21 protein-coding genes and 1 pseudogene are annotated in these 23,317 nt (G+C 57.3%); 6 read left to right on the top strand and 16 right to left on the bottom strand.

All coding sequences use genetic code 11. The features are described 5' to 3' along the window. Positions 1-26: 26 nt before the first annotated feature. The 6 genes from FKG95_RS01770 to FKG95_RS01745 all read right to left on the bottom strand — a co-directional run bounded on the left by FKG95_RS01770 (position 27) and on the right by FKG95_RS01745 (position 6,339). Positions 27-938, bottom strand: a complete 912-nt coding sequence (locus FKG95_RS01770) for a c-type cytochrome (RefSeq protein ID WP_179953884.1) — start codon at positions 936-938, stop codon at positions 27-29. A 7-nt stretch (positions 939-945) separates the two neighbouring features. After that, positions 946-1,437, bottom strand: a complete 492-nt coding sequence (locus FKG95_RS01765; protein WP_142894564.1) for a c-type cytochrome — start codon at positions 1,435-1,437, stop codon at positions 946-948. 82 nt (positions 1,438-1,519) lie between these two features. Then, a complete protein-coding gene (locus FKG95_RS01760; protein WP_142894562.1) occupies positions 1,520-2,002 on the bottom strand; it encodes a c-type cytochrome in 483 nt (160 codons plus the stop codon). Positions 2,003-2,135: 133 nt separating this feature from the next. Then, complete coding sequence (locus tag FKG95_RS01755) at positions 2,136-3,467, bottom strand: adenylate/guanylate cyclase domain-containing protein (RefSeq protein ID WP_142894560.1); 1,332 nt, start codon at positions 3,465-3,467, stop codon at positions 2,136-2,138. A gap of 259 nt (positions 3,468-3,726) precedes the next feature. Further along, positions 3,727-4,380 carry a DUF4332 domain-containing protein gene (locus tag FKG95_RS01750; RefSeq protein ID WP_179953883.1) on the bottom strand — a complete coding sequence of 218 codons (654 nt, stop codon included), beginning with the start codon at positions 4,378-4,380 and terminating at the stop codon, positions 3,727-3,729. A 348-nt stretch (positions 4,381-4,728) separates the two neighbouring features. Beyond that, the gene (locus tag FKG95_RS01745; protein ID WP_179953882.1) at positions 4,729-6,339 is read right to left on the bottom strand and encodes a vWA domain-containing protein; all 1,611 of its coding nucleotides are present in this window, start codon (positions 6,337-6,339) and stop codon (positions 4,729-4,731) included. Between the two features lie 213 nt (positions 6,340-6,552). Here FKG95_RS01745 and arfA point away from each other — a divergent pair, with 213 nt between their 5' ends. Then, positions 6,553-6,759, top strand: coding sequence for an alternative ribosome rescue factor ArfA (gene arfA, locus FKG95_RS30410; RefSeq protein WP_142894554.1), 207 nt, complete (start codon positions 6,553-6,555; stop codon positions 6,757-6,759). Positions 6,760-6,939: 180 nt separating this feature from the next. Continuing rightward, positions 6,940-7,251: a hypothetical protein gene (locus FKG95_RS01735; protein ID WP_142894552.1), complete on the top strand. Its 312-nt coding sequence runs from the start codon at positions 6,940-6,942 to the stop codon at positions 7,249-7,251. An 18-nt stretch (positions 7,252-7,269) separates the two neighbouring features. On the opposite strand, the gene FKG95_RS01730 is transcribed toward FKG95_RS01735, so the two are convergent. Both FKG95_RS01730 and FKG95_RS01725 read right to left on the bottom strand, forming a co-directional pair. After that, positions 7,270-7,920: a GntR family transcriptional regulator gene (locus FKG95_RS01730; protein WP_142894550.1), complete on the bottom strand. Its 651-nt coding sequence runs from the start codon at positions 7,918-7,920 to the stop codon at positions 7,270-7,272. Between the two features lie 66 nt (positions 7,921-7,986). Next, positions 7,987-8,880 carry a dihydrodipicolinate synthase family protein gene (locus FKG95_RS01725; RefSeq protein ID WP_142894548.1) on the bottom strand — a complete coding sequence of 298 codons (894 nt, stop codon included), beginning with the start codon at positions 8,878-8,880 and terminating at the stop codon, positions 7,987-7,989. A gap of 154 nt (positions 8,881-9,034) precedes the next feature. On the opposite strand from FKG95_RS01725, the gene FKG95_RS01720 reads away from it, so the two are divergent. From FKG95_RS01720 to FKG95_RS01710, 3 genes are read left to right on the top strand one after another with little or no spacing between them, the layout of a single operon-like run. Further along, positions 9,035-10,033, top strand: coding sequence for a sialic acid TRAP transporter substrate-binding protein SiaP (locus FKG95_RS01720; RefSeq protein WP_218940039.1), 999 nt, complete (start codon positions 9,035-9,037; stop codon positions 10,031-10,033). A 15-nt stretch (positions 10,034-10,048) separates the two neighbouring features. Beyond that, the gene (locus tag FKG95_RS01715; RefSeq protein WP_142894546.1) at positions 10,049-10,588 is read left to right on the top strand and encodes a TRAP transporter small permease; all 540 of its coding nucleotides are present in this window, start codon (positions 10,049-10,051) and stop codon (positions 10,586-10,588) included. After that, positions 10,585-11,877 (top strand): TRAP transporter large permease, encoded by a 1,293-nt coding sequence (locus tag FKG95_RS01710; RefSeq protein WP_142894544.1) that lies wholly within the window; start codon positions 10,585-10,587, stop codon positions 11,875-11,877. Before FKG95_RS01715 ends, FKG95_RS01710 begins: the two co-directional genes overlap by 4 nt. 1 nt (position 11,878) lies before the next feature. On the opposite strand, the gene FKG95_RS01705 is transcribed toward FKG95_RS01710, so the two are convergent. The 6 genes from FKG95_RS01705 to wecB are packed head-to-tail and all read right to left on the bottom strand — an operon-like array spanning position 11,879 to position 19,854. Beyond that, positions 11,879-12,931 carry a lysylphosphatidylglycerol synthase transmembrane domain-containing protein gene (locus FKG95_RS01705; protein WP_142894542.1) on the bottom strand — a complete coding sequence of 351 codons (1,053 nt, stop codon included), beginning with the start codon at positions 12,929-12,931 and terminating at the stop codon, positions 11,879-11,881. Continuing rightward, on the bottom strand, positions 12,879-14,618 hold the full coding sequence (locus FKG95_RS01700; RefSeq protein ID WP_142894540.1) for a hypothetical protein: 1,740 nt from the start codon (positions 14,616-14,618) through the stop codon (positions 12,879-12,881). Before FKG95_RS01700 ends, FKG95_RS01705 begins: the two co-directional genes overlap by 53 nt. An 11-nt stretch (positions 14,619-14,629) precedes the next feature. After that, positions 14,630-15,622 (bottom strand): polysaccharide deacetylase family protein, encoded by a 993-nt coding sequence (locus FKG95_RS01695; RefSeq protein ID WP_142894538.1) that lies wholly within the window; start codon positions 15,620-15,622, stop codon positions 14,630-14,632. Continuing rightward, positions 15,619-16,995, bottom strand: a complete 1,377-nt coding sequence (locus FKG95_RS01690; RefSeq protein ID WP_142894536.1) for an FAD-dependent oxidoreductase — start codon at positions 16,993-16,995, stop codon at positions 15,619-15,621. The genes FKG95_RS01695 and FKG95_RS01690 overlap by 4 nt, the downstream gene beginning before the upstream one ends. Beyond that, positions 16,985-18,691: a glycosyltransferase gene (locus FKG95_RS01685; RefSeq protein WP_142894534.1), complete on the bottom strand. Its 1,707-nt coding sequence runs from the start codon at positions 18,689-18,691 to the stop codon at positions 16,985-16,987. The genes FKG95_RS01690 and FKG95_RS01685 overlap by 11 nt, the downstream gene beginning before the upstream one ends. Next, positions 18,688-19,854: a non-hydrolyzing UDP-N-acetylglucosamine 2-epimerase gene (wecB, locus tag FKG95_RS01680; RefSeq protein ID WP_142894532.1), complete on the bottom strand. Its 1,167-nt coding sequence runs from the start codon at positions 19,852-19,854 to the stop codon at positions 18,688-18,690. Before wecB ends, FKG95_RS01685 begins: the two co-directional genes overlap by 4 nt. A 554-nt stretch (positions 19,855-20,408) precedes the next feature. Between wecB and FKG95_RS01675 the strand changes: the two genes are divergently transcribed. Beyond that, positions 20,409-20,609, top strand: a complete 201-nt coding sequence (locus FKG95_RS01675; protein ID WP_142894530.1) for a hypothetical protein — start codon at positions 20,409-20,411, stop codon at positions 20,607-20,609. Positions 20,610-20,855: 246 nt separating this feature from the next. On the opposite strand, the pseudogene FKG95_RS01670 reads toward FKG95_RS01675, so the two are convergent. Beyond that, positions 20,856-21,613, bottom strand: a pseudogene (locus FKG95_RS01670) (IS5 family transposase). An 80-nt stretch (positions 21,614-21,693) separates the two neighbouring features. Then, entirely contained in the window at positions 21,694-22,767 is a 1,074-nt protein-coding gene (locus FKG95_RS01665) for a sensor histidine kinase (RefSeq protein ID WP_179953881.1), read from the bottom strand. Positions 22,768-23,317: the final 550 nt, after the last annotated feature.

The following is a 23,317-nucleotide window of genomic DNA, read 5'->3' as shown; positions in this document are numbered from 1 at the left end:
AAAAACCGTGACTGACCTCATCCCATTCATTCCCGCTGCTCCCCTGAAAAGAGATAGTCCGCGATGGCGGTGATGTCATCGTCGGTCATGTGGCTGGTCCCATGCTCCACAACTTCGCCCATGGCACCGTCAAAGGTGTCTCCGTCCGGCAGCAAACCTGTCTGAAGCGAGAGAATCAGATCTTCCCTGCTCCAGGGCTGGCGCGGATGATCGTACAGGGCGTCAATGGCGGGAACGGCGATGCCGTCAGGCCCGTGACGGTTCCCCGCAAGGGCACTGCCCTGGAATCCGCCCAGAAAATTTCGCTCTGTATGGCATTCGGCGCAATGCCCAGCGGCCCTTACCAGATAGGCACCCCGATTCCAGGTCTGACTTCGCGCCGGGTCCGGCTGGAAGCCTCCCGCAATGAAGTAAAGGACCTTCCAGGCGCCCAGAAGCTTACGGTCGGAGAAAGGCCAGGCCAGATCGTGGGGGCGGTTCGGTCTGGCAACCGGCTCGATCCCGTCGAGGTAAGCCTTCAGATCGGCGATATCCTGCGCCGTCAGTTTTGTGTAGGACGTATAAGGAAAAGACGGGAAATAGTGCTCGCCTTCCGGCGACAGGCCATCTGTTAGCGCGCGCGAAAACTGCGCCAGACTCCAGTTGCCGATCCCATGCTTCTTGTCCGGCGTGATGTTGGGACCGTAGAAGCTTCCAAAAGGCGTTTTTAGCGCCGAACCGCCGGCAAAGGTCCCACCGGTCTTCGCCACGTCACTGTGACAGGCGATACAGCCCGCAGTGCGCACAACGTAAGCACCCCGCTCGGCATCTCCTGTAACAGCGGTAAAATCCCTGGCGCTGTCGCTGCGGCCAAGATACGGCAAGACCGCAACGTAGAGCAGACTTGCACTCAGCAGAAAAACAGTTCCAGTGAGGAGAATCCAACGCGAGACAGGCACTGCGGTGTCAATCCTCAGGTTTGCGGAACGCGGTGTGGCAGGCCGAGCAAACCTTTGCCGTTTTGGCGAACTGCAGACGAACCGCGCGCTGCTCGCCTTCTCCGGCGATCACGGACAGGGCCCTGGATTCCCGCAGCATATCGGCAGCAAACTTGTCGAACCGCTCCTTCTGCTCCCAGATCACCGGCAAGGCTTCGGTGGCTTTACCATGTCGGCTTTCATGGCTATCCGGGAACAGCATCGGAATGTCCTGTGCATGCTGCCCGATCAGTTCCGCAGCGGCCTGGATCGCATCGGCGTCGTAGTCTACCTGTCCCTTGAACATCGCGCCGAGGTTCTTCATGGCTTCTCCCATGACCTCCATGGCGTCCATACGCTGTTTCACGACACCCGTGGCCCCGCCGTGGGCGAAGGCGGTCAGAGACGCTGCGACAAGCGCAGATGCCATCCCGACAGCCGTCGCAATGCGGACAAGCTGCTTGTACTTAGTCTGTATCATTCCTCCCCACTCTCTCACCTTGTCTTGGAACAGGTTTGCCTGATCGATCTTTTTCCCGCCCAGTTCGCGGTTCTGCTTGTGCCTAATTTTGACCCGCCTGACGGTTGATCTCCGCGTTGGCTTCTCGTGCGCGACCTCTCCATGTGCTTTTGATATAGGACAAAACGGCCTCTATCTCGGCATCCGACAAAACTTCGCCGAAGGCCGGCATATCGCTCTCATAATTCGGATCGCCTATGGCACCGGCAGTGCCCAGTTTGGTGATCTGAAACAACACCTCATCCGGATGATGCCAGGTATGTCCACTCTCATCGTGTGGTGGCGCGGCCAAGCGACCGTCGGGCTTGCGTATCCGCCAATCAGGCCAACCCGGTTCCCCGCTCAGATCGGCGCCATGGCAGGCCGCGCAATTCTCCGCATAGACCACCGCGCCCTGCGCAACCACCGCGGTGTCGTCGGGCCGCAGTCTCGGTGCAGTTTCACCTTTGGGGGTCAGCAGCCAAACGAGCCCACCCGCGGCTATCAGCATGAGCAGAGACATCGAGATCACGAAAGGACGAATCATAATCAGCCCGAACCAGAGCAGTGAGATTTCTGGAACGCTAAGGCTTCCAGGGACAGGAAGGTCAACAGGCTTTCATGCCGCATACCCCTCTATTTCCGGGAGACTTGCGGTCGCCTGGCGCAAGACTAAGAGACTAAAGTGTCCAGACAGGCACGGGCCGGTCGCGTCCACGGATCTTCTCGGGCCGGCAGGGCGTCAATCCCATCGCATGCGACTGATCCTGGTCGCTGAGAGCTGCGATCAGGTCGCCGCTCACAACCAGGCTGACATTGAGGTTGCGGGTTAAGCGCTCGAAACGGCTCGCCACATTGACGGTATCGCCCAGAACCGCAAACTCGAGCCGGCTCTCGTCCCCCACGTTCCCAAGCACGACCGGCCCGTAATGAAGACCGATACCGATCTCCAGCCGCGGTTCGCCTTTGCGTTCTCGCTTCTCGTTCCACTCGGCGACACCGGACAGGATCGCCCGGGCGCAGGCGAGCGCATCCCGGGCCTCGTGACCGTTGTTGCGCGGCGTACCGAAGGTCGCCATGACACCATCCCCGAGGTATTTGTCCAAGGTGCCATTGTGCAGAAAGACCTCGCGAGCCATCAGACTCAGCAACTCACGCAAAAGATTGAAAACCTTTTCCGGCGATTGCATCTCGGCAAGACGTGTGAAGCCGATCACATCGGCAAACAGGACAGCGGCGTCCTGGCTCCGCGCCTCACCCAGAGGCTCGTCGGCGTCCGCAAGCTCTTCGACAATGTTCGGCGAAAAGTATCTGGTCAGGTTCGAGCGTTTGCGCTCCGCCTCGGCATGTCCGATCAGCAGCCCCTGAAAACGGGAAACCAGAAGAGCCAAGCATCCCGCGACCAGCATAAAGACGATGATCTGCGTGCCCAATGTGTTCAGGTCCACTCTCTCCGGAGCAAGGAAATAGGCTATTTCCTGCTGCTGACTTGAGAGCGCCCTGTACTCCTGCCAGCGAAACAGGCGGCTGTCCGGTTGCGACGCGATCCAGAGTGTCCCCAACGTCCAGGTCACGGCGACACAGACGCCCGACCAGATCAACATGAGCGGCCGGTAATAGAAGACTGCAGAGGCGATGATCGGAAAGAAATAGATCTCGTTTCCCAGTCGCAAGAGCATAGCCGCAGGCAGGTTTTCCTTATCGAGCGGATTGGGCGCAAGCAGAGTATAGGTCAGCAACGCGGCGTCCAGGAGCGGAAAGAGATAGAACACCCAATTCCGGGTCTCCTCACGCAATCGAAAATGATAGGGCAGCCACCCGGTCAGGATGAAAGCGGCCAGCAAAACCCAGTAGAAGGCCACCTCCTCGAGCGGTACCTGGAAAAACAGCCAGACGGCAATCACCGTCATGGTCACCGCGCGCACGATGGCACCGAGGCGCAGACCGATCCGTTCTTCCGCCTCGATAGCCGCCTTGGATCGGATGTGAGTGCTGCCCTTCCACAGGTTCATGTTTACTTCGTCACGCTTCTGAAGAGCCGCTTACCGGCGATCCACGGCAGCCGGCCAAAACGACCGGAATCTCCTCATGACTGTTAAACGCCATTGCTCAGTCCCTTTTTGCCTGACGGTTGCTAGACCGGATCATGTTTTGACGGAACCATTTTCTGGTTCCGTCAAAACATGTGAATCCGTTCTACATCTTATAGTTAGACCGGATTCACAAGCACGAGTGATCGCCCTCGGCGATTCCATCTAATCTTGATCTGATCTAAGGCACATATGCTGCGGCTGCCACCAGGCGCTGCACGTCTCTTAAACCGACTTTGCCCTTATAAAACCGTGCCCCCTCATTGGCGCGCGCTATCGCGTGAAAGAGAGTTTCGGGATCTGCATGAGCAACGGCGTCGGCGGTTTTGAAACCGGCCGCTGCAAGCACGCGTGCGAAGTTCGGGCTCACCCATTGAATACGGCACAAATCTGAAATCGACATGAAGTTCTTCAGCTGGTTCCGGTCGAAGTCGGTCTCCTTGTCCAGACCGGCTTCTCCGCTGGAAGCAGCTTCAAAAAGTTGCTGTGTGTTCTTGAGGCCAAGCTTATCCAGGCTGGCGACCGTCTTCTCGTCCAGCCAGTCCATGTCCTTGAACGCTCTTGGTTTTGGAAAGAATCCATTAACCGCCCGCCTCAAGGACTGAAGGTAATCAGCCTCGACAGCGGAGCGCCTTGAGAGCGATGTCAGGGATTTCTCCGTTTTCAGTGCGGTCCGCAAGTCCCCCAGGGATTGAACGCCCGCCTCTGCAAGCGCGTGCATTTTCTTCGAAACACCGTCAAGGAGCGGCTTCTGACTCGGGATCAGGTCCGTGTTTCGCAAACGCTCCTCCAGCCACTTCAGACCAAGCGACTGATCGTCAATATGGTAGCTCATCGCTGTGACACCCCGCGGCATGCTCGATTGCGGCAGTCTGTTCGACGCAGGAAACCCGTTCTTTCATGCGAAACGACAAAAGAATTGCCGCTACAACCCGGGTATCATAACGGCCCAAGTGTAAGTGACCTTGATAAGGATCATTTTGGAAGCTGTACGGGCGCGAACAGTCTCTGCCTCAAGCGGCGGTGGGTGCGCTGCGGATTTACGCGTTCTCAACTTCAAACACGGGCGGCAGTTAACAAGAAACACCAGGAGGCCCCGCGCAGCGCGCGGGACCTCCCGGCCTTGACCAGTGCCTACCTGTAGATCGGTCAAAGACGCAGTTTGATCAGTGAAGCTGAGGGATCACCAGGCTCCGTCGCTCAAACCCTCCGCCTGTCTTACAAGCTGCAGAAACTCGCCCCGGCGGCCATAGGGGTCGCTGCTGCGGCCGCTGTGCGCCAGGTCCAGGACGTCGTCGTAGTTGAACTCACCGGTATCGATCTCACCGCGCAGGATCTGACCGAAGGCCGCGACAGCCACCGCGAAACGGACATCCTCGGATGCATCTTCCAGGAGCTCGACTTCCTCGAACTTCGAGATTGCCTTACCCAGCTCGTGGCTGCTCCGGGTCCCCGGCGCTTTGTAACGCAGCTTGACGTAAGCGTATTCGTCCTCCGCCGCGACCATGCGTTTGAGATCGGGATCCTTTGAGGCCAGTTGGTAGCGGAAGCCCTGACGCGCCCGTGCCAAGTGCGGCACCAGGGTGATCTCATAGAGTGCCGTGACGCTGTGGCCGCTGCCCACGTCACCGGCATCGACCCGGTCGTTGCGGAAATCGCGGCTCCTGAGGGCACGGGTTTCGTACCCGATCAGACGGTAACCGGCGATGATGTCAGGATTGAATTCGATCTGGACCTTCACGTCCTCTGCAATGGGAATCAGGTTCGCGGTCACCTCGTCATCCAGCACCTTGCGGGCTTCCATCAGGCTGTCCAGATGTGCCGCCTGCCCGTTGCCGGCCTGGGCCAGCGCCTGCGCAATATGGTCGTTCACATTGCCGTCGCCGACGGTCAGCACCGTCAGATAAACGCCGCTCTTGCGCTTTTGCGTGATGAGCTTGCGCATCGCCGCCGGGTCGCTGGCCCCGAGGTTAAAGTCGCCGTCGCTGATCAGGATCACGCGGTTGACCGCGTCGGGGCTGAAGTGATGATCCGCGACGGAGTAGGCATGCTCCAGCCCTTTCTCACCACCGGTGCCGCCGCCCGCGCGCAACCGGTTGATCGCGCGCTCGATCGGGTGCTTGTACCTGGCGGAGGTCGGGTCGAGCACGGTGCGCGTGCCGTCGCTGAAAGTCACGATCGCAATTTGATCGTCTGCCCGCAGACCTTTGGTGAGACCTTTGAGAGAGCGTTTCGCGAGACCGAGACGGTCCTCGCCCTTCATGGAACCGGACACATCGATCAGGAAGACCAGATTGACCGGGGGCCGAGCGCGGCGCGGCACGCTATAGCCCTGCAGGCCGACATGCAAAAGCTGGGTTTCCGCGTTCCAGGGATTGGGCAGCACAGTGGTCGCGATCGCGAAGGGCTCCTCCCGATTGCGCGGCTGCGGATAGGCGTAGTCGAAGTAGTTCACCATCTCCTCGATGCGCACCGCATCGCGCGGCGGCATCTGCCGGCTTTTCAGGATGCGCCTGACATGGGCGTAGGCCGCGGTATCCACATCGACGCTGAAGGTCGAGCGCGGCTGCTCCCCGACCTGCTGAAAACCCTGATAGGGCAGGCTCGGATAGCGCTCACCGCCGTAAGTCGAGGAGTATTCGTTGCTTCCTTTGTAGCGGGCAACGCCGGTTGCAGGTGCCTGCGCGGCGCCTGGCCCGGAACCGTGCGCGCTGTACTCGGTATCCGATGCGCAGCCGGCCAGTGCCAGCGCGAGTGCGCCGGCGATCAAAACGCCGCCGAAAGTTCGTTTCATGATCATCGCCTTATCCCCCAAGGATTGAAAGGCCGGATCCTGGTCCCCTCCCAAGGCGGAAAGACGGAAAGGCTGTGGCAAATGTATGACATAACGCGACGATTTTGCGGCCGTGTTAAGCTTTATTAAAAAGAATCACCCTCACCTTCAGGATGTGATACAACCCGCGGCCGGAGACAAATCTCCGGCTCAAAAAGCAAAGGTAGACATGACATGAAACGACGACAGCGGCCGCGCAGGCCGAACCCCGCCGCCAGGGAACTGGCCGATCCGAAGTATCGAAAACGGGTGATCAAAGCCAAAAAGGGCAAAGCTTCTTACACAAGAAAAGGGCGTCAGGCATACCCGGACGCCCTTCCTTTTTGCCTTATTCGCGACGCCGCACGAACCACAGCATACAACCGCGCGATTGCCGCATAGCTGGTGTAATTTCCCTAACTAATTGAACTTAGTAATAAAAATGACATCCCCTTGCTACGCTGAAATCACACCTTTTAACCGGATTATTGAAGTAACTTCACGTGATGCGATCGCCGGACAGGCTGGTCGCCCCACTTGAGGGACGAGGGTCGCCTGCGATCACTCGCGTGAGATCAAAGTATGCCCAACAGCGAATTGGAACGGGTCGAGAATTTGTCTGGTGCAAACACCGGCCGGAATTTTTTCGATGAACTTGATGACCGTGAAGACTGTCTGCCGCCCCGCACGCGCTTGCTTCAGATTCTATCTGATACCGGGGATGTCCTGGAAGATATCGAAAACCGCTGCAGCGCTCTCCTCAGCGCGATCGAAAACGCAACCCTTCCATCCAGCGACGCCGCTTGCCTGAAAAAGAGAGTATGGCATATCGAGGATCTCTCGGTAAAAGCCGCCGAGCGGATCAACGGCCGGCACGACGAAGCAACGCCTTAACCGCGGAACCGCAGGAGTCTAAGACAAGCCCATAGCGCGCTGGCGTGCATGCTCGATGTGGAAAACCAATGCATCGACCGCGCCCTGCACATCCCGCGCCTGCATGGCCTTGACGACCTCGAGGTGTTCCTTCATCACCGGTACGACATGACCTTCAATCCTGGTCAGCTCCTGCCGAATTAAACGAATTTTCAGAGAATTCACACGGTAGGTCTTGATAGCGATTTCGTTTTTCAAAGAATCGATCAGGAAATCGTGGAAGCCCCAGTCAACGTTCTGGGCTCTGGCATCCAGATCCCTGGAGACCCCTGCATCCAATGCTTCATCCAGAATGTTCTGATGTTCGCAGCGAAGGCGTTCCAGGTCCGCGTCGGCGGCGGTCCGGGTGCAATGGGCAACAGCCTCCTTTTCGAGGATAACGCGAAACTGGTAGGCATCACGCACAAGATTAAAGTCAATCGCCGCGATCTGCATGCCGCGCTGCGGCACGGTGGTGATCAGACCTTCCGCCTCGAGACGCGGCACCAGCTCCCGGATAGCAGCCAGGGTCATACCGGTCAGCTCGACCAACTCGCGCTGAGAGACGAACTGACCGGGCCGGACATGACTGGCCAGCAGATGCTGCGTAAAGGACTGATACGCCTGTTCGCGCATTTTTTCTACGGCCATTACCTATCCCTGTTCACTCGTTCTCAACCCAGAAAAACCCTATGATGTCATCGCTGACTTCCCGCTTCACCCGGCCCTGGCAATCTTCAACTGGTCCAGCGCCTGCTCGAGCCGCTTGCCATCATCTTGCCCGATGCCCACAAGAGGCGCCCGCAGGTTGAACCAGACGGGATCGCCACTCTGGTGAGCAATCGCAGACTTGATTGCCGGTATGAGCGGGAATTTTTCGAGAAGGTCAATAAGATCGTTGATATAAGGCTCTTCCTTGCCATCACATGCCATGCGCCGGACAGCGGCGGGATCGAGATTCGCCATGCCGCAGATTGCGCCTGCGCCACCAAGGCGAACGGCAGCCGCCAGGTGGCGCTCCTCACCCACCAGAATCGAAATATCCTTGTGAGCATTCAGCAGTGCTTCTGTGTAACTCCAATCGCCGCTTGAATCCTTCACGCCGATAACTGCGTCACCCAGAGTCTCACGCAGACGTCCGATCAAGCCCACGCTGAGCGCAACCTGCGTCAGGGCAGGGATGTTGTAGAGGATGACGCTGACGGAACCCTGGTCCAACTGGCTCAGCACTTCACGATACCAGGCCTCGACACCCTCATCGCTCGGTTGCTTGAAATAGTAAGGCGGCGGCAGAAGGATCCGCCTGCACCCAACAACCTGTGCCGCTCTAATCTGCGCCACGGCATCCTTGACCGCCGTCGCGGAGATGCCGCAGACAAGCTGGTCACCAGTAATCCCAGCTGCCTTGAATTGAGTTAGAAGCCGAACGCGCTCCTCCCAACCCAGCGACGGTCCCTCGCCCGTGGTGCCAAAAAGCGTGACGCTATCGCACCCGCCGTCGAGGCACGTCCGGGCATGCGCCAGGAGTTGCGTATCCGCGATCTCACCCGAGGGCTCAAACGCTGTCGCCAGGGCAACGGATAATCCGAATCTCGTGTTTGAGGTCGTCACAAAACATCCTTTCAACGAACTAACATGTTACTCTGCGGATTTTGCGTTGCAAGCATTGATGTATCGTGGCAGTTTTTTATCAAGTCCAGTCATTTCTTGGATTTCCAAGCCGCAACGAAGCAGGCTTCAAAAAAATTGATTTGGGAGGAACGGCATGAATTTGATGAAACCCCTCGCACTGTCAGCCGCGCTTGGTGCTGTAACACTGGTCTCCGCATCAACTGCGATGACCGCTTTCGCCGCAGATAAGATCCAGTTGCGCATGTCCACGCCGGCCACGGAAACCGACTTCCGGTCTCAAGGTTTGGCAACAGTCTTCGCAGACGGTGTCAGCGAATTCGCAACCTACGAGCCGCATTACAACGACACACTTTTCAAGCAAGGGACGGAATTGGTCGCGATTGCACGCGGCAACCTGGAAATGTCGATCACATCTGCCCAGGAGTTGGCAAAACTGATTCCGGAATGGTCGATCTTCACGGCCGGCTATCTGATGCGCGACGCAGAGCATCAACGAAAAGTCTTCGAAGGTGATATCGGCAAGGAAATGTATCAGCTGGTCGAGGATAAACTCGGCGTCAAGCTGCTCTCGGTCATGTACTTCGGTACCCGTCAGCTCAATCTGCGGACCGACGCAAAGATCACGACCCCGGCCGACCTGGAAGGCGTCAAGCTGCGCATGCCTGGAACAGAGGCATGGCAATTCCTCGGCAGGGCGCTGGGTGCCAATCCGACGCCCATGGCCTTTACCGAGGTTTACACAGGCCTGCAGACGGGAGCGATCGACGGCCAGGACAATCCTCTGCCGACCAATAAAGACAAGAAGTTCCACGAAGTGACCAAGCAGATTGTTCTCACCGGTCATCTGGTGGATATGAACTTTCTTGCCTTCAGCAAGAAGACCTGGGACGGGCTTTCTACCGATCAGCAGGAAACCGTGATGGCGTCAGCGCAAAAGGCCTCTGCCGAAATAACCAAAACCATCCTCGCCAACGAGGCGCAGCTGGTCGACTTCTTTAAGGAACAGGGTCTGCAGGTTTATACGCCGGATGTCGACGCTTTTCGGAACCGTGCGCAGAGCATGTACCTCGAATCAGATTTTTCCAAGGATTGGCCCAAGGGTCTGCTCGAGCGCGTCAACGCGGTCAATTAACAGGCAGTTACGGGCATGAAGGCGGTTCGGCTCTGGCTCCATGCACGGGCAGATAACGTGGCGGTGGGTCTTCTCACCGCCATGTTTCTTTCCTTTATCCTGCAAATCTTCAGCCGCTACGTCATCAATCACCCCTTGGGCTGGACACTCGAAGCCTGTCTTTTGGCCTGGTTATGGACAGTCTTCTGGGGGTCCGCGTTCCTGCTTGAGGATAAGGATCACGTCAAATTCGATATCCTCTATTCCTCCGTTGCCCCCCGGGTGCGGCGAGTCTTCGCACTCCTGGCGGCAGTTGCGATTGTTGTGGCCCTGGGGGTGTCGCTGCCGGCAACGGCGGACTTCATCGCATTTATGAAGATCGAGAAGACCTCGCTTCTGGGCATTCGTTTCGACTATGTCTTCTCGATTTATCTGGTCTTCTTAACCGCGGTCATCCTCCGTTACACATTGCGCGCCTGGGCCGTTCTTCGCGGCAATACGCTCAATGAGAAGGACAACGACGGCCCCAAAAATGACGGCCCGGAGAATACGATTGAGACGGGTGACCGGGAATGAGTTCGGGTTTTCTCATCTGCCTGGCGGTCCTCTTCGGTCTCTCGGCCATCGGCGCGCCGATCGCCATCTCCATGATCGTCGCCGCAATCACCTATCTGGCCGTAACCGGTCAGGATCTGGGATTGGCGTCGGAGCAGATTCTCCAGGGTCTCTACAACAGCTTCATCCTGCTCGCGGTACCGCTTTTCATTGTCGCGGCGAACGTCATGAACGCAGGCACGATCAGTGACCGGTTGCTGACCTTCTGCGTCGCTCTGGTGGGCCGCTTCCGGGGTGGTCTTGGTTACGTCAACGTCGTCGCCAGTCTGATCTTTTCGGGAATGTCGGGGTCGGCGATCGCCGACGCAGCGGGGATCGGCAAGATCATCATTCAGATGATGACAAAGGAGGGCCGTTACAGCCCTGGTTTTGCAGCGGCCATCACTGCCGCCTCTGCAACGATCGGTCCGATCATTCCCCCTTCAATCCCCATGGTGATGTACGCGCTGGTCTCGGACACCTCAATTGGCTACCTCTTCCTGGGCGGCATTCTACCGGGTCTTCTTATGGGCCTTTCGCTCATGATTATTATCGCGGTTCTGGCCCGGCGGAAGAATTTGGTCCTCGAAGCCCCAATAGCGTTGCGGGCCATGCCAAAACTGACGCTTCAAGCCTTTCCGGCCCTGATGATGCCGGTGATCCTGCTGTTTGGCATTTACGGTGGCGCAACCACGCCAACTGAAGCCGCCGCGGTGGCCGCGGCGTATGCCTTTATTCTGGCGGCCGTCTTTTACCGCAGCCTCTCGCTGCGATCTCTCTATGCAATTCTTTCCGATAGCGCACGCTCGTCGGCAGCTGTCGGTCTGGTGATCGGCGGGGCGCTGATCTTCAATTTCATCGTGGCAAGTGAGAACATTCCCGCCAGTGTCGCCGCACTGCTGAAGTCAATAGACCTCTCGCCGATCGCATTCCTGCTGATTATCAATATTCTGCTACTCATTCTGGGCTGCATCCTGGATGCCGCCACAATTTTGCTTGTGATCGTTCCCCTCTTTATCCCCGCCTGCCGGGAGCTGGGTATAGATCTTGTTCACTTCGGCGTCGTGGTTGTCGTCAACACCATGATCGGCCTGATCACGCCACCCTATGGTATTCTGCTGTTCGTCATCAACGCGACGACCGGGATCCCGCTACGTTCCATGATCCGCGAGATTGTGCCCTTCTTTTGCGCGCTTTTGATCGCGCTCCTGCTGATCACCCTCATCCCAGAGATCGTTCTCACCCTGCCGAAGCAGTTCGGATACCGTTAACTCAGAAACCTCGCTTCAAAAACGCGAGACAGATCAGCCCAAGGGCCAGCGGCGGCAGAGTCGTCAGAAACTGGTAGAGCAAGGAAGCGGCAACGGCCCCTTCCTGTTCTGTTCCGAACGGGACCATGCCCAGAACAAACGCCGCCTGAAGCGTCCCGATGAATCCGGGGCTTGTCGGTAACGCCAAGCCGACAGCAGCGAGCACCAGAACCAGTATTGCAACAGCAAGCGGCACCTCCAGCTGAACAGCGTTGATGGTGAGGTAGAGCGTGATCAACATCAGCATCCAGGTCGCCAGACTTGTAACCACGAGTTTCAAGATCAGAGATGTCTGACGCAATGCCATCAAACCGCGGATGGCATCGTGAAGTTTGGGTGCCAGCCACGAAGCGACGTTTTGCGGACCGCAGGATAAAGCCCGGTCGATGATCCCTGCCGTGGCCTTCGGCTCGAGCAATAGAGCGATCAAGCATAAAGCTGCGAAAGTAAGGATACCGGCGAGCGACAGACCAAGCTGTTCGGCCAGTGGCGAAGGCGCATCCATGGCGATAAGAGCCCAGATCAGAAGCAAGAGCAGGGCAAAGAAGTCGAGGAGCTTTTCCAGGGCGATCCCAGAGAGTGCGGCAGCGGTGCCGATTTCATGATGCTTCGAGAGCAGGTATCCACGCCCCGCCTCCCCCGCCTGAAAGGGTAAAAGAACATTTCCCGCATAGCCGATCAGGACATAGGGCAGGAGACGCAGCGAAGAAATCTCGAGAACAGGTTCCAGAAGGTACCGCCAGCGCAATGCTTTACCCAGGAAAAACAACCCATAGGTCGTAGCCGCGACGAGTGTCAGCGTCATGTCGGTGTCGTGCTGCAGGATGTCGAATACGCCCGCGACATCTGTGTTGCCAAAGACCAGCCAGGCGGCCGCACCGCCGACAACAAGGCCGAAGAGCAGCAAATACCATGATTTTTTGTTTACGAGCCCGTTGAACACATGACCGCTCCTGGCTTCGTCATTGAAGCGGTTCAGACAGCAGGTATGTCCCGCCGACGTCCGGATTATCATGAACCTGCTCGAGTTGGGCGCGCAGAACACTCGTCAATTCGAACTCGGGCCAGTTTTCTCTCTTGAAACCTCTGGGGACTTCGAAGAAACGCTCCAAAAAGATCACACGCCCGTCGGCGCGCCAGGTCGTCTCGATGAGCTCATGGAGCGGTACGCCATCGAAGTCACGTCCCTTGGTCCGTGTCGCAAGGTCGCTCAAGTCTCCATCAAGCAAACGCGCGGATATCACCGGCGCCTGGAATTCCCCTACGAACGCCACCTGCGCAGCGGACAGATAGCGTAAGCTCTCTCCCAGACTGGCATCGCCCGTCACGATGACAAGATCCTCGGATTTGGCTTCGTCAATGACCCATGCCCCGACGACCCGGGCGTATTCGTGCGCAGGATCCCTGACCAACGCCATACCTCCCACTGCGTTGTGCAGTGAAAGAACAACGGCGAAGGCAACGACCCAGGCCCCTCGCCCCATCCGCATGCAAGGTTCTACCACAAGCGCCGCAAAGAGAAGAATGAGAGGCGGGAAAACCATGATCCAGGCCTCGAGGCCACCAGGGTTCAGACGCCCAACGACTGCGCCATTGATTGCAGTCCAAAGGAAGATCACCAGGAATGGGCGCTGCTTGAGAAACGTGATCGAAGGTATTCCAAGCACCACAAGGATACGCAACGATACCGTGGCCAGCGCGACCACCGTGACAATCGGCAGGTAAACCAGAAAACCCGCCCGCCTCGCCGAAAACACTTCCTCGTCGATAATATGGTACGAAAAGGCCTGCTGGATAAGTGCAATAACGGGATCGAAAGCGAAGACCCAATTCATCGACACCAGATCGTGTCCGATCGCAAAGGCCGAACGGATCATGGAAACAACCAGTGTCTTGAGAGAAAAGGTCGGAACAATAAACTCGCTGGATCGCTGTGAAAGGAAAGCCTCGAAGGCCGCGAGGCTGAAGGGTTCCGGCCAGAAGGCAAAAAAGCCAAGCAGGTAACCAGAGATAACAACAGCACCACCGGTGACCCCGTAAACACCCAGGTGGAACAGCCGCGCCCGATAGAGAAGTAGAAACGGGAAGGCAAAAAAGAGCGGAATGACGCTTGGCTGATAAAACAAGACGGTTATGCCGGATATGACCCCACATCCGGCGGACAGGAAGAGTCCTGACACGTCATCTCGTGTGCCGGACGTAATCCGCACCAGACTATGGAATACCAGAAGAATGAGAAAAATGGCCGGAACGTACACTTCCGCCTCAGCCGCATAGCGCCAAAATCCGTAACTGCAGCCGAGAACCGCCGCGGAAACAACCGCCGTTGCGGCTGATAACTTCAGATCGACAAAAACAATCCGCATCAGCAGCAACAAAGATGCCGCCGCACAGACCGCCGAGAAACCGCGCATCAGTACGAGCGCGGAAACATCCCATCCCAACAGGCCCGACGCGAGGAAGAGCAGGCGCATCGAAATGTGGTAGAGCATCAAGCGGGGATCGGAGAGATAATCGACCGGAAAGTTCTCGGCGCGGTATGCAAAGGCATAAACGTCGTCGGTTTCGCTGATGTTTCCGGCTGCCGTGAGGAGATAGAAAGCCACGAAGAGGCAGAACAGGAGTCCCGTCTTGCGCCATCCTCCTTGGGCGATCCCCCTCACCCAGTCGGCCCTTGTGTGTATCAGCGGTTCGGAGGTCACGGGCGCCCCACTCATGCGCCAAGAGCCGGCAAAAAGCTCGGCAGTGCTTGCTGTTGTTTCAGTTCATCGGCAAAGGTGCCGATCGGAGTCACTTCAAACATCCGGCTGTAGGCTTGGAGGGTCTCTGCCATGAACTGATTTTTCTCCTCCGCACTGCGCTTCATACCGGGCAGGTAGGTGAGAGGAACCGAATCATCACCGCCTAAAAAATCGCTGGCATGCAGCAAGAACGAGGGCGGCACAGCGCGCAGCTTGCAAAGCCTCAGCGCGGTCATGAAATAGCCCCGGGCAAGAGCAGGCGAAAAATCAGCAAGGTAATTCAGATAGGTTCCATGAAACGGCAGCCGCAGGATCGGCAGGGTCGTCACCGGTACTTCCATCAAAGCACCATCTTTCAAGGACCAGAGATAAGGCCTAAGCGACTGGCCGGTATCTTTCAGGCTGCCATAAAGGCCGCCGACAACCTTTTCATCGCTGCCGATTTTCGAAGCCTTACTACGATGCCAAAGCCGCGCCAACAGTCCCAAGCTGTTCGGGCAGGTGGAGGCATCGTAATCATACCCGAGTCCCGCGAGCACCTCGAGCAAATCCTGCGACAGACCAAAGGCGGGACCGCGGAAACCACGCGGCCGTTGTCCGGTCACTGTCTCGATAGCGTCCGCGGCGCGCCGGATTTCATCTTCGATCTCTTCGCGCGACTGCAGATGCAACGCGAGTTCATGATCGAAAGAATGGTTTCCAACTTCATGGCCCCGCACCACGATCTCAGAGAGCAGACCGAGGTTTGCAGGATCGGAAGCATCACGTCCGATAACGAAAAATGTCACCTTGAGATTCAGACGATCCAGAAAATCCAGAATCCTCGGAACCGCAATCTCCAGAAAGGACGGATAGCTGCGCCAGGTCTCAAGACCGAAGCTGCGCTGGTAACACCACAGGTTATCTAGATCTAGTGACAGGGTCGCGCGCGGTCGCTGGAGCGGGTTTGCTATGGCCGCATTCATTGCCCGGGCCTCGAGATGAACACAGGGTCTCTCGTCATGATCGAGGCAACCGCTTCGTTGGCAAGATTGACGCTTTCGTCCACCGACAGGGACGCATTCACGATCTGTGCGGAGTTCACGATATACAAGCCCGGTATCGAGGTCGCCATAGGTGGCAGGTTATCGGAATAATTCAATGTCGATACCGCCAGGACGTGACGGGTTCGCGTCACTTTAAATGCCTTGATCGCATCTCGCGTTAGATCAGGGAAGAGGCGTTGTAGCGCAGGCAGGAAAGCAGCCTCAATCTCAGCATCGTCCGCATCGAGCAGAGGATCATCCACAGGAAGATACTTTGGCAGGTACAGAAGGTGCCGGCCACCTATCTCGGAACGCTCAATCAACGACGACATCTCGATTACGGTTGTGAAGGGGATCGTCTCATCGGTGATGTACGTCAGATAAGCACCTCCCAGGGGCCGGTTGAGCAGCAGAGATGCACAAACGATGCCCTGATAGAGAATCGAATGATGCTGCTTCCGTTCTGCAGGCTTCAGCCCCTCGCATATGCGCATTGCGATCGGTGACGCGCAGGTGTTGATCACCCTGTCGAAGTGCCGTGTTTCGTCACCTGCGGTGACTTGAAAGCCTTTGCCCGAAGCAACAACCGACGCAACCGGCCTGCCGGTTTCAAGTGTGACACCAGAGTCCCTAAGCCGGTCGGCCAGCGCCGCGAGGATCCGGCGGTAGCCACCCGGCACGTAGCCGAACATCTCGGTTTTCAAACCGCCACGCCGCGCCGCATAGAAACGCCGGATTACCGACCAGATATAGGCGGCGGAAGCCTTGCCGTGGTTGCTGCCGAGTTTCGAGCGCAACAGAGGCCGCCATAGGTTTCGATAGGCCGAGCGGCCGGACCAGCGGCTGAGCCAGGACTCAGCACTGACTTTCTCCAGAGGCCGGCCGTTCTCTATTCGTGAACCGAAGACAATCGTCGCGCCGAGGCGCGCCTTATCGACCAGGCTTAGGACCGGCAAACGGATATAGTCGAACGAATTATTCAGCGGATACATTGATGTGCCGGTGAAGAAGTTGGTCTTTGTGACGCTCCAACGAATTTCGTCTTCCAGCTCAAGCTCGCTCAGCAGTGCCCGAAGCCGGGCGTCGGAAAGCATGATGACATGGTAGTAGCGATCCCAGACCACATCCTCGACCTGCCAGGCAGACGCGAGGCCTCCCAGTGACGGGGCAGCCTCCAAGACCGTGACTCTTTGACCGTTCTGAGTAAGCCGGAGGGCCAGCGTCAGACCGAGCATGCCGCCACCAACCACGGCCCAGTGGCCTGGCCGGCTCTCCGTCGGAGCGGCATCACGAACTGGGGCCTTAGCGTCCATCGTTGTGGTCGGCGCCCGCGGTTTGCATTTCGGAAGCCATCGGCTCGGGTTCAGGAAGCGGCCGCCCCAGCCAACGCTGCTTCGCCAAACGGAACGCCAGTCGCAGGTGTCCGGCAATCGTTCGGAAGACCCTGATCTTGGATTGACCAAGCAGTCTTGTCTCCAGAACCGCCGGGTATTCCACGATGCGGCGGCCGGCAAGATCCATCCGTCCCAAGATCTCGGTCACGCCGCAAAAGCCGGGGTCGCAAACGGTGATGCCTTCGATGGCATCGCGGCGATAGAGGCGAAAACAACTGGTATAGCTGGTCAGCTTGTGCCGCAGCACGCAGCGATACATAAAGGCCGAACCTCTGGACAGAAACGAACGCCAGGCAGGAACAGCGTGCATGACCCCTTGCGCGTGCGCAGGCGAGGCCGCGACGACGTCGACGTCGTCTCCCATCAGCGCCATCATCTCGAAAATCTGATCTGGCGCAAAGGTACAATCGGCATCCAGCGTCGCGGCAAATTCAGTTTGAACCTGTCCGAGACCAGTGATCAGAGCGGCCGCAATGCCCCTGTTGCCGTCATGGCGCAGCAATTGAAACCGATCCAGCGTTCCGAAGGCTTTGTGCAAAAGATCCCATGTTTCATCACTGCTGCCGTCATCGACAAGAATGCAGTAGAGATCAAAGATGGAATCGCCCTTTTCCGCAAAACGCGCCAGCGTCTTCTCAAGATACGGCAGAGTCTCAGCTTCGTTGTAACAAGGAATGACCAGAGTCAGGGGAATCTTACCCGCGTCGCTGCGGATCTCCGGAACCCAGTTCTCCGCCTCGACCGGCAGATCATCGAGCGGTCGCGGCGCAGCGGGCTGAAGCGCTAAATCGAGATGCTCCGCGATCGTTTGGAACTTGTAGCGCTCCAGATAGAACCGTACCTTTTCGGCCATGCCGTCCAAATTGCGATAGTGCCGCAGACGTTGGAGTAAGCTGGCTGCGGCAATCTTCGGCTGATCAGCTTCGAGTTCCCAACTGTGGAAATAGAGGACCAGGGGGTCGTTGTTTTCCGCGATCCAGTCTTCAACGCTCTTCTGAAGAAGCCAGGCCGGGAACTGGCGCAGATAATTGCCGCCACAGACCAAAAGTGGCCTTCCCATGACAGACAAACGAGATACCGGCACCTCGACGATACTGCCGAACGGCCCTCGGTGTTTATGTACCACGCCCTGAAGAGCCAAGGGCGCATGCAGGCTCGAATCGTATTTGAAACCCGCTTCCGCCAGCGCATCGAGTGCCCAGAGATCCTTCGGGCCAATCCAGCCACGCCCGATCCGAAAGCCTTCAACCCTTTGTCCCGTGGCATCTTCAACCGCAATCCGCGAGCGCCGGATATCCTTGGCGAAATCATCGTGAGAAAGTTCGCCGATCGGATGATGGAAGTAGTTCTGGCAGGCAATCTCATGCCCGGCATCGACAATCTTGCGCAGAATCCGTGGATGGTTGTCGGCGACCCAGCCACAGGTAAAAAAAGTTGCGCGGCTGTCGGTTTCTGCGAAGAGAGACAGGACCCGCTCGGTGTGGCGCTCAAGGTTGGTCTCAAATCGTCCCCAATAGCCGTTGGGGATCAGATGACTGAAAGCGCCAACCTGGAAGTAATCTTCGACCACCACGGTCAGAATGTGCTTACGGCCCGGTTTTTGCTCTGCAGTCATAGCGCGACCCTCTCTCTTTGAGGCTGCGCGCTGAGGTAATCGGCAAAGGCCTGAGCAATACGCATAGCGCTGCGCTGGTCACCAAAGGGGTTGGGAATCGGCTTTACCGATTTGACCCAGCTCTTCAGCCCATCCCAATCCTCCAGCAAGGCTTCCAATTGACCCGGCCATTCACCGGCAAGCCGCGCGACACCCGCTTCGATCGCTTCGGGACGCTCGGTCACACTGCGCAAAACCAGCAAGGCCTTACCCAGACTTGCGACCTCCTCCTGTATCCCGCCGGAGTCGGAAACAACCAGCCAGGCCCTCTGAATCAGTTGGAGAAAGCTCGCGTAGTCCAGCGGATCGATGAGAGCCACCCGCTCGGTATCCGACAGGATCCGCGCGACGGTCTCCTTTACGTTCGGGTTTGGATGCATCGGGACGATAAGTGCTGTCTCAGGGTGCTTAAGGACAAAGGCCCGCAACGTCCTCAGGTTCCGATCCAGGGTAACACCGAAACTCTCGCGCCGATGGGTCGTCAGGACAATTGGTTTCAGCCCCTCAAGACGGGTAAATACACCCTCAAGCGCGAGGGACGTAGAGGCGGTCCGCAAGGCATTCTGTAGTGAAGAAACGACCGGGTTTCCTGTTACGACAATATCCCGTGGCGCTATACCTTCGCGCACCAGTTCCGCACGATTGCGCCGGGTCGGCGCGCAATGCAGCGCCGCCATGTGCGAGATCAGCCTGCGGTTCGTCTCCTCGGGAAAGGGTTTATCCGCGTCGCCGGTCCGTAGCCCGGCTTCGATATGTGCGAGCGGGATCCCACGCATCCGCCCGGCAAGCGCCCCAGCCAAGGCAGAAGTGGTGTCACCCTGAACGACGATAAGGTCCGGCTGTTCTTTTGCAATGACCGGGTCCAGCGCGGCAACTGTTTTGGCCAGCAAAGCGTTCAAGGACTGCCCCGCCGACATGACGCTGAGACAGTAGTCGACTTCGGTATCGAGCAGATTAAGAAATGCCGGCAGCAAATCGGCCTGCTGGGCGGTTGAGACGATCACAACCCGGATATCGTCATAGCGCGCGAGCTCGCTTACAACCGGCGCGACCTTGATCAACTCAGGTCGCGTCCCGGCAATCATCATGATGCCGCCGTGCACTATGGAAGAAGACTTGCCCATTAACTTTTTTAAATCAATTCGTTAGCGCCAGATCGAATAGACTCTGGCTGCATTGCGCCTCATTTTTGACACAACACCGCCGATACTAAGTGAAAACCACGGTTATTCATACGCTGGATTGATTAAAAAACCCTGCGCAGCACAATCTGAGCGTTTGCGAAATCACGAATAACCCTGGGAATCCGGGTTCAGGCAGCCTTAAACTCGCGGGAAGTCAGGATCAGTTCCGGAACTCAGGTGTTCTTTCATACAAAATCGGTAACCGGCGGAACTCTCTCTGCCTGGCTCCCAACGCCTTTGCAAGTCCCTGGGACCACCTTTGGCCAGCAGGACGGTCGCGCTTTGGCATAAACCAATCCGGGACCTTTCAAATCACACGCATTTGGTGCATTATCACCCATATGGGGCACGACTCACGCGAGCACCGGCTCTATCGTGGAACTTCATTGGGTCATATCACTCGCAGAGACCTCCATATGGCCCTCATACGGACCCCAGTGACCATAGATGCGCCGTAACAGGCGCTAACCCCAGCGGCGGAGGCGCAATCCACCATGTGGCAAAGAAATACCGGAACTGCCCCCCGCAGCCTCATTGCCTGGACCACCCGGATCCGGAAGGATCTGCGCAAGGAGATCAGTGCGCTGCATATTCGGGAGCTGGATCGCGCCTTTATGGCGACGAAAAAGGGTATGCGCTATGCGCCTGTAGAAGACCGGCTCGAGAGCAAAAGCGAATGGCGACAAAAGCTTTAGGACGTCACTGCACCCCGACCATTTCTCAGAACTGAATGACCTGAAAACAGATTTCACTTACCGGCGCTCTCCACAAACGGGAGCGTCGAAATGCCTTTAGAGCAGATCCGGTTTAGATGGCATCGCCTTCGGCGATCCGTCGTACCGGCGAATCTGCTCTGACTATATGATGTAGAGCGGGTTCACATGTTTTATCGAAAACACTGAGTGTTTCCGTTAAAACATGGTCCGCTCTAGGGTCGGGACTCAATTAAGCCACCAAGTGATGGATGCGACCAAGAAGATGGTGGCGAGGAAGATGTCAGCTCGCTTATCGTAGCGTGTCGCTATTCTTCTGAAATCCTTGAGCCTGCAGAACATGCGCTCGACGAGGTTGCGGGCCCGGTAGGCGACTTTGTCGTAGGCGTGAGGATGCTTTCGGGTTGGGTTCGGTGGAATGACTGTCTCGCAGCCGCGTTCGCTCAACCAGTCTCGCAGTTTTGTGGCGTCATAGGCGCGGTCGGCCAGGAGCTGCTTGGGGGTAGGGATGCGCTCGAGAAGCATGGCAGCGCCGACCAGGTCATGCGCCTGTCCTGGCGTGATCGAGAGGGCGATGGGGCGGCCCAGCGCATCGGTTATGGCATGAATTTTAGTCGTCCGTCCGCCGCGCGATCGACCGATTGCCTGTTCGAAGTCCCCCCTTTTGCTCCCGCCGCCGAGCGGTGCGCCTTGATGTGGGTGGAATCCACCGCCGTGGTCGATACGACAACGCTCTTGCCGGTCAGGGCGTAGAAAATGTCCTCCCACACCCCCTGCTTGCTCCAGCGATTGAAGCGGTTGTAGATCGTCGTGTAAGGGCCGTATTCCGGCGGGCAGTCGCGCCAGCGCGCTCCGATCTTGAGCATATGGACGATCCCGGAGATCACCCGACGGTCATCTACACGATGAGCCCCGCGCCGGCCGCGCGGCAGATAAGGCTCGATCCGCGCCCACTCCTCCTCCGAAAGCCAATAAAGCCGCCCCATCCAATCCTCCCTGATTTAGGAAACTTGGATCATCGAATCACACCTGAAAACGCAGGGGAACACCTAATTGAGTACGGACCCTAGGTGGCAGCCGAGGCCAGATCACTCTTTGGGGCTGCGATGCTGACCGCCTTTCCAGGGAATGTGAAACGCACGATCGAGCCAACGCCGGTTTCAGGTGCCTCGGCGCTGATCGCGCCTCCGCGGGAATTAATGAGCCGGCGGATACCAAGGAGTCCGAAACCGCTCTCCGCGCGGAACTTGCCCCCACCCAGAAACACAATGGCCGGGTCGTCGAAACCACGCCCATTGTCGCGCACTTCAAATTCGAGATACTCCTCCGCGCCTTCCCGCACCGAGATGCGGACATCGACACTTTCCTTGCCGGCATGCTTGATCGCATTGTCCACGAGGTTGCGGAGAATAATCTGCAGCGCAATATCATCGGAGAAGAGCTCGGCTTGAACAGCCGAAAGCTCGTGCTTGTTCTGCGGGTCGAGCACCACAAAAATATTGGCGCAAAGTTCCTCAAGGCCGAAAACCGACTGCCGGGCCTGGGCGTTCGTCGCGCGGGCATAAGACAGAACATCGGTGATCAGAGATGTCGCCTGGACCCCCACATTCTCCAGGAGGTCGATGAGTTCCAGCTTGCCATCGCCGAGATCTTCAAAATCCTCACGCAGCATAAAGGCGATATTCTGGACATTGAGCATGGGTGAGCGCAGGTCATGCGCCGCCATCGAGATGAACTGCTCCATTTCCGAGGTGAGCGCTGTGATCTCCGCAGAGGCCTGAATCCGGTTCTGGTGCTGTTCGCGTTCGGACGACAGGTCAACGGTTGAGCCCACTAATTTCCGAACTTGACCATCCGGCTCGCTCAAAGGCGTCAGGGTTGTTCTCACGGTGCGTTCACCAACTTTTAGCGGCAGCGCGATTTCGTAGCTATCGGCTTTCCCCGATTTTGCCACCATGGCGTGACGCTCATAGGCGATGCGGCCCAAACGTCCCGGGTAAACCTCAAGCGCCGTCTTGCCGATCACGTCTTCCCGAGGGATAGCGCTCCTGTCAACTGCCGCCTGGTTCCAGGCAATGTACTGAAGCCAATTGGACGGCCTGAGATCCAGCACGAATACCGGATTGCCGATGCTGTCCAAGAGGTTAAGTTCGTTGCGGTCCATAACCCAAAACCATTCAAGCCTTCAATGTGCTGGCGCCGCGTCGGACTTGACGCGCAGAAGAGGTAGACATGTTGACCTCGAGAGCCACATTCGCGCCAGAAGACTGATACATCATGGTTAACATAGCACCGTTTCGAAAAATTTAACATTGAACGCCATCAAGAAAAACACTGAAAGAGATCAAGAAAAAACAGATCTCTATTTGGTGTATTTTTCCGTGATATATTTACACAAACTGGCTTATTCTTGTGGCGGACTTGCAAGGAATACGAATACAGCCAATCCCTCCAACGGCTAATGCTGGATATCAAGGCCGAGCATTCAATTCAACCGGTGCCGACACGCGAAATGGCGAACCTGCTAAGCGGCAAGACCGTCCTCGAGGTTTCATGACTGCTCGTCAGCAGGACGCAGAGCTCTGTTTCCAGAGTCTAACCATTGCGGCCAAGCGGACAATCGAGAAGCAAGGCACAGGGGATTACTAAGTGTCACAAGCATTTCTTGAAGAATTCATCACTGAGGTCCG

The sequence above is a fragment of the Denitrobaculum tricleocarpae genome (genome assembly GCF_007004665.1).
In the GTDB taxonomy this organism is placed as follows: domain Bacteria; phylum Pseudomonadota; class Alphaproteobacteria; order Kiloniellales; family Kiloniellaceae; genus Denitrobaculum; species Denitrobaculum tricleocarpae.
Note: the sequence above shows the minus strand (reverse complement) of the source record. Positions and strands in the feature narration are given on the sequence as shown.